Source organism: uncultured Nostoc sp., from assembly GCF_964245575.1.
Taxonomy (GTDB): Bacteria; Cyanobacteriota; Cyanobacteriia; order Cyanobacteriales; family Nostocaceae; genus Nostoc.
Genome location: NZ_CAXTNP010000340.1, coordinates 1 through 7,231, shown reverse-complemented (window position 1 = coordinate 7,231; position 7,231 = coordinate 1). Strand labels below are relative to the sequence as shown.

Annotated in this window: 6 protein-coding genes and 1 pseudogene; 6 read left to right on the top strand and 1 reads right to left on the bottom strand. The window is 40.1% G+C overall.

The window, feature by feature from the left end:
* Positions 1-267 (top strand): annotated as a pseudogene (locus ACFFAP_RS33510) (glycosyltransferase); the annotation flags it as partial.
* 204 nt (positions 268-471) lie between these two features.
* On the opposite strand, the gene ACFFAP_RS33505 reads toward ACFFAP_RS33510, so the two are convergent.
* Positions 472-702 carry a hypothetical protein gene (locus tag ACFFAP_RS33505; protein WP_375515261.1) on the bottom strand — a complete coding sequence of 77 codons (231 nt, stop codon included), beginning with the start codon at positions 700-702 and terminating at the stop codon, positions 472-474.
* Positions 703-821: 119 nt separating this feature from the next.
* Here ACFFAP_RS33505 and ACFFAP_RS33500 point away from each other — a divergent pair, with 119 nt between their 5' ends.
* The 5 genes from ACFFAP_RS33500 to ACFFAP_RS33480 form a co-directional block, all read left to right on the top strand.
* The gene (locus tag ACFFAP_RS33500) at positions 822-1,085 is read left to right on the top strand and encodes an HNH endonuclease (RefSeq protein ID WP_335042836.1); all 264 of its coding nucleotides are present in this window, start codon (positions 822-824) and stop codon (positions 1,083-1,085) included.
* Between the two features lie 117 nt (positions 1,086-1,202).
* Entirely contained in the window at positions 1,203-1,898 is a 696-nt protein-coding gene (locus tag ACFFAP_RS33495; protein ID WP_375515260.1) for a hypothetical protein, read from the top strand.
* Positions 1,895-2,653: a DUF1822 family protein gene (locus tag ACFFAP_RS33490; protein ID WP_375515259.1), complete on the top strand. Its 759-nt coding sequence runs from the start codon at positions 1,895-1,897 to the stop codon at positions 2,651-2,653. The genes ACFFAP_RS33495 and ACFFAP_RS33490 overlap by 4 nt, the downstream gene beginning before the upstream one ends.
* A 50-nt stretch (positions 2,654-2,703) precedes the next feature.
* Positions 2,704-6,093 carry a tetratricopeptide repeat protein gene (locus ACFFAP_RS33485; RefSeq protein ID WP_375515258.1) on the top strand — a complete coding sequence of 1,130 codons (3,390 nt, stop codon included), beginning with the start codon at positions 2,704-2,706 and terminating at the stop codon, positions 6,091-6,093.
* 39 nt (positions 6,094-6,132) lie between these two features.
* A partial coding sequence (locus tag ACFFAP_RS33480) for a CHAT domain-containing protein (RefSeq protein WP_375515257.1) occupies positions 6,133-7,231 on the top strand: 1,099 nt, incomplete at its 3' end.

Genomic DNA, 7,231 nt, shown 5'->3' with positions numbered 1-7,231 from the left:
TTACGTGCGGGGATACCATCAGTTACTGTACCCTTTTTTGCAGATCAGCCAGTTTGGGGTGAAAAGCTAACCCGGTTGGGAGTCAGCCCTGCACTGATACCGTACCACAAGGTATCAGAAGAAACTTTAGCAGCAGCAATTGAAGTAGTACTGGGTGATAAGGGAATGCGGTGTAAAGCCCAGGAGTTAGGCCAGAAGTTAAGGGGTGAAGATGGTGTGGCGAATGCTGTTAAAGCATTCCATCGGCATCTGGGTTCGATTGAGTAAATTAATACAACAATTAAATAATACATCAATGCAACAAATAATCAGCAAACCAAAGTGATCGCACCTGTGCTTGTGGCTGCCAAAGAAATTGTAGATAAATAGTGGCAGCGTAAACATAGAGAATATCAACAAGAACTCACCCAGACAAAGTAAATCACCCATTTCAAATCAATGAAACGCTTATGCTGTATACATTTTTAATTTTTAATTCCGCATTGCGGTACTAGTCCCTTGTCTGGAATCCAGGATCGGTAGCTTTTGTTTGTGTAGACGAGCCAGCCAGCGACGTGGGCGAACCCCGCAAAGGGCTGGCTCGACTTGTTCGCGCAGCGTCTCCGATAGGAGAGGCGACTGGCGTGCGGTTTCTAACCGCCTTTTTAAGGTTAAGTTGATACCAATGAGTATTGCTGTGCCCCTACCACGTGTTGCATCCAAACGAGAACTGCTATAGTTTCTGCTTTTTGCAACGCAATCAAAAACTCTGCGTCATTTTTTAATACTGCCCTGTTAAGCAAGTGAACACCTTCAAACCTTGAAACTCAGGCAGTTAAATTATGGCTAATATGTCTCCAGCCTCTAGGCGTAGCAAGAGACACCAATTATTACAAATGTATGGAAACCGTTGTTGCTGGTGTAGCAAGCAAATGACCAAATCTGAAAGAACCATTGAACACTTAGTTCCCAAGAGTCTGGGCGGCTCTAACAGTCTCTCGAATTTGCGTTTGGCTTGTTTCACTTGCAATAATTCCCGTGGGAACAGTCTATTACCTCCACAAAATAGAAAGACTTTTGAACTTACAAATAGAACTTATGAATAGCATTTAGTTGAATTTTGTCAAAAGATGCTTCCGATAAATTCTGGATATCTTTGGTGTAAGCATCTGGCTAAATGAGATAATGTCTATCATCAAAACCACACATTTGAAAAAAATGGTATGGATGATTTAGATCAACAATTGAATACCTTAATTACAGAGGTACGTCAACAACCACCTAACAGCGGAAAATGGCGATTGTCCATGCACCGACTACTACTAGAAATTCAGCAACTCCCAGGATTAGCCAAATCCTCTCATCCAGACTATCCAGCAGCGCTAAACCGTACCTTTGAGTGGATTAGCAAGAATATTTCTCGATTTGAGCCTTATTCTGGTTCAGTTGTAGAAAGTTTGGTGAAGTGGATTAACAGCTATCTCTATAGGCGAATTCAAGATTTGTCATTACCGAAGAAAAATGCTCCACTCAGTTTAGATGCTCCCATAGCCTCCGACTTTGGGGAAATAACTCTGCTGGATAATCTACCCAATTCTACTTTGAGTGGTTTAGATAGTTTAATTGAAAACTCTCAAAGGAAAACTACGCAACGGATTGGTCTAAAATTAGAGCTTTACATTGAGCAAGATCCCGAAGATAAGCTCAAAAATAGTTATTCTGGTTCTTCTGTTGGGTGTAATTGTCAATTCCTCAGCCAGAGACGTGTACTCAAAGAACCACCTGACAAAGTTGCAGATATAGCACGAGAGTTGAGCATTCCTTATACAACCGTAAATTCGCATTGGAAGAGAAAATGCGAATCAATACTTCAAAAAATTGCCGCAGATTTGGGATATAAACAGGAGCAATCGTTATGAACAGCACAACTTCCCCCTTGTTAATGGTTCCGCTAGATTTAGAAATTCATTCTAGAGCAAGACATTTAGCCGCTCAACAAAGCACAGTAGAAAAAGGGAAGCGAGTTTATTTGAATGCGTTAGCAGTTTACGCAGTTCATAGCTATTTAAAATGGTTGCAAATCCCAACAGATTTCAATTCATCAGATTGCTGGAATCCAGTAAAAGCAGCTTTATCGAATGCAGCTGATTTGCTAATTCCAAATGTGGGGACATTAGAGTGCAGTCCAGTTTTACCCCACGAAACTGTCATTTTATTACCAGATACTATAGAAAATAGGATTGGCTATGTAGCTATACAGTTTCAGGAAAGCCTAGATTCAGTGCAGCTATTGGGATTTGCACCAGCCGTTGATGAAGTGAATCCGCCTGCACAGTTGGCAGTGTCAGAACTCCAGCCGATTGAGTCTCTCCTACAGCAAATTACTCGTCTTGAAGTTGCGATCGCTTTTCTGCAAACTGATGACTCGGTGGCAGTACAAGTACGCTCTGTATTAGGCAACAAACCTTTATCAGAGATTGTGGCACAGTTTGAGCTTCTTTACCGAACTGGCGATGAATTTGAGTGGCGCTACGCCGGAGGGGAAATATTAGCTGGAGATACTCGCGCTGTTGGTGCTAATCGTGAAACAATTCAGCAAGATGATAGCGAATTACAAGATTTAGCCGAAATGCTATTGGAGAAGTTAGCAGAAATTTGGGGAGATGTTGCGTAGTTTGAGCAGTTGGGAATGATGTATATAACCACCCAAAACATTCAATTGTCATGGCTAAAGGATTCGGTTATCAAAAATCGCCAGATTTTACTCAACGCCAAAAAGCTTATTTCAAGCTGATTAAACAGCTACTCAACTGTCCTAGTGGCAGGGAAATGAAGATTCTCAGGAAACACGCACAATTAGTTGATGCTGGGTTTGTAGAAACTTTGGAAATGGTAGCTCAAATCCGGGGAAACCAAGGAGATATTCGTTCTGCTTACTTTTTAATAAATTTAGCTGATTGGTTGGTTGAACAACTGGGATTATACATAGATGAGCCTTCAGCGGCAGATAATCCTATCAGACCTCCTGCTTTTTTAGATGAAATATTGTGGGCGATCTCACAAAATAAAAGCAATCTGCAAGCCCTTGAACGTCTACTTAAAGCTAACTTAGATCAACTAAATGATGATTTTTCTGAACAGTTTAATTACTGGATAAACTTTAGCCTACTCAACAACGACTCAATAACAGAACAAGTAATATTAGTAGGATTGGGTATTGTTGATTTCTGCACCTTGCTTGGGCAGTTTCGTAAAGGAAACAGGGCAATTAACTTAGAAATTAGCATTACAGGTTTAGAAGCAGTTGCCAAAATTTTTAACCGTCAAATTGTCCCAGAAACTTGGGCGCATATTCAAACTAATTTAGCACCAGCCTACCGTAATCGAATACGAGGAAATCGCGCCGATAATCAAGAAAAGGCAATTGCTGCTTGTAATAATGCCCTACTCATCTATACCCGTGACGGTTTTCCTGAAGAGTGGGCAAGAGTGCAAAATAATCTCGGTCTTGTCTATACAGATAGGATTACAGGAGACAAAGCTGAAAATATCGAAAAGTCAATTTCTTGCTATGAAACTGCTTTAAAAGTTGTTAACCGCGCTCAACTTCCTGAACTTTGGGGTACTCTTCAAAATAATTTTGGGAATGCGTACCTTTTTAGAACTCAAGGTGATAAGGCACAAAATTTAGAAAAGGCGATCTCTTGTTATCAAGTTGCCCTACAAGTACGTACCCATTCGGCATCGCCCTATTATTGGGCTAGCAGTCAAAATAACCTCGGTTCTGCCTACGCTCAAAGGATTCTAGGCAATAAACAAAAGAATTTAGAAAAGGCGATTTCGTCATATATTAACGCCTTAGAAGTCTACACTATTTCTGATTATCCTCAGCGATGGGCAGAAACAAAAACCAGTCTGGGAAATACCTATTATAAAACAGGTCAAATTACTGAAGCGCTTGACTGTCTCCGCGCTGCCTTGCAAGTCTTCACTCCCACCAATTTCCCTAGAGATTGCATACAAACTGGATTGAGTTTAGGTAAAACAGCTTTGGCTGCTGGCATGAAGACAGATGCTTTTGCAGGTTATGCTGTTGCCATTGAAGCTGTTGAACAAAGCCGACTTTGGGCAGGTATTTCTCATAAACAAGAAATTCCAGAAGAGATACTTGCCTACACAAATATGGTGGTATTTTGCATTACTAATGGGCAACGAGATAAAGCCAGGGAGTATGCCGAACGTTCTGGTTCTCAACACCTTTTAAACTTTTTCGATACTGATGAATTTCAACAAATTTCCTCAAATTCACAATTTCTTGAGCAGGTATTACAAGCAACAAGCGAAAGCAATGGTGACTCACAAGCTGTATATCAAATACTAGAAAATAACCTAAATCAATTAGACGAACAATTTGTTCAGTACTTGCAAAGGCTTGAGGATGTTTGCAAAGAGATGACATCAGGGCAAGCCATTCAACTTGCTGCAACTATTTTAAGTTTTAGTAATTTAATTCGAGAGTTTCCCCAAGGCGATACAGTAATTAACTTAAGAATTGCTGCTACAGGTTATGAGGTAGCAGCTAGTGTTTTTTCTAAGAAAGATTTTCCTGAACAATGGGAACGGATTGAAGATGCGAACCGCGAACTATTTCAGATTCAGCTATTTGAAACAGTTTTCAAGAACCTAGAAAATCCTAAAGCTGTTGTATACCCATTACTGGAAGCAAATAAACACAAACTTGATGAACGCTTTGCGACTGTATTGCGTTTGAAGACAGAAGCCATGCTGTCTGAAGCACCGCCAGAATATGTACAAGGTCTTGCTGCAAGTCTTGTAGGTTTGAGCCTTCTAATTAAAGAATTTCGACAGGGTAGTGAGGCGAGCAATTTAGAGATTGCCATTACAGGTTACGAAATTGCTTCTAAAGTATTGACTTACGAAACCTATCCACAACAGTGGGTTGGGTGTCAATTGATGCTGGGCAATACTTATCACCGTCGAATAAAAGGTGAGCAAGCAGAAAATCTGGAAAAATCCCTTTCTTACTTACACAATGCTTTACAATTCTGTAACCGTGAACAGTTTCCCGAACTTTGGGCAGAAATTCAAAGTAATCTGGTTATTGCTTATGGTTATCGGATTCGTGGCGATCAAGTAGAGAATGCAGAACTGGCGATTAAGGCAGGTGAAGCTGCTATGCAGGTTTGTAGTCGTGATAGATTCCCTGAACAGTGGGGAAAAATCCAAAACAATCTCGGCATTGTTTACCGTGATCGCATTCTCGATGACAAGGCTGAAAATTTAGAAAAAGCGATCGCTTGTTATCAAAATGCTCTTTCCATTCGTACTCGTGAAGACTTCCTAGAACTTTGGGCGCAAACTCAAATGAATCTGGCATCTGCCTATCGTCACAGACTCAGAGGTGATGCAGCAGAAAATGTGGAAATAGCGATCGCTGCTAATCAATCTGCTTTACAAGTCTACACAAAAGCAGCCTTCCGCCAAGGTTGGGCAGAAGTACACATGAATTTGGCTAATGCCTATTTTCACCGAATTCATGGGGATAGGAGCGAAAATTTAGAAAAGGCGATCGCTGCTCATCAATCTGCTTTACAAGTTTTAACGAAAGAAGAATATCCTCGACAGTGGGCTATGACTCATCTGAATCTAGGAAATGTCTTCTTAGAACAAGAGCAAATAGAAGCAGCAATTACCTCTTATCGTTCAGGTTTAAAGATATTCACTCCCACGGCTTTTCCCGCAGATTGCCTAAAAGCAGGACAAATGCTGGGAAACACTGCTTTTAACATTGGTGATTGGGCTGAAGCGATTAGGGGCTATAGTGTGGCAATTGAAGCTGTAGAAACCAGTCGCACTTGGGCAAGTTCAGAATCACGTCGTCAAGAAATCCTAGCTGATTCTCTCCATGTTTATGAAAATATGGTGCAAGCTTGTATTAATAATAAACAACTGAATAAAGCTATTGAATATGTCGAACGTTCTCGCTCAAAACGACTCGTAGATTTAATGGCAAGTAATGACCTTTATTCAGATGGCGAAATTCCTGCTGAAATTCAACAGTATTTACAAGATTTTGAAGCTATACAACGGTAAATTGATAATGAACTAAGACACCATTATAATAGCAGTAACTTGGATGGTAATAAACTCGGTAAAAGCCCACATAGTCGGGCTGCTATCGAAGCTTATAACGAAACTATTGCAGATTTGGAAGCTGAAAAACAGCAAATTTGGGAACAAATGCGCCGTCTAGATCCTGTTCTGGCTGGTCAAATTCAAGTAAGTCCCATGAATTTGTCATCCATACAGCAGCTAATTAAAGTACCTACAACAGCTATTCTGAGCTTTTATACTACCTTGAATGACACTCATATCTTTATTATCCGGCAGAATCAAATTACTTTGCACACTTGTACGGAATTGGGATTTGAAACTTTACAATCATCGATTTTAACTCCCTGGTTAGAGCAATATGTTCATCACAAAGATACTTGGAAAGAGCAATTTGTTTTTTTAACAGCAGAACTAGCTAAAGTCTTAAAATTCAATGATTTAATTGCACAACATCTGAAAAATATTGATGAATTGATTCTTGTTCCTCATCTAGCATTACATCAAATTCCTTTTGCTGCTTTACCAATAGCATCAAGTCAATATCTGGGAGATAAATTTTTCATTCGTTACGTTCCTAGCTGCCAAATTTTAGAATTTTGTCACAACCGTCCCTCAGTCATTAGTCTTATGAACTACGGTATTGTTGAAGATGCTACTGAAGATTTACCCTACGCTAGTTGGGAAGGAGAACGACTAGCAACTTTATATAATATTCCTAATAATCAACGTTTAAAAGCTAGTCAAGAAGCTAGTGTCAGCAACTATCGTCAACTGATACAAAAAGTCCAAGTAATTCATTCTAGTCATCATGCGCGTTCGCGGCTCGATAATCCTCTAGAATCAGTATTAATTTTAGGAGATGGCTGTATTACATTAAGTCAGTTATTAACTCCAAGTTGGCGCACTCCTCAGTTAAAAGATGTATTTCTCTCTTGCTGCGAAACTGGCTTGGGTGTTGCTGAAATAACCGATGATATTCTCACTCTTTCAACAGGTTTTCTTTGTGCTGGCGCTAAAAGTGTTATCAGTACACTCTGGACAGTAGATGACTTGGCAACAGCACTGAATGGCACTAAGAAAAGCTCTAAGCTATACGAAATAAGGGCTACAGCTTTGA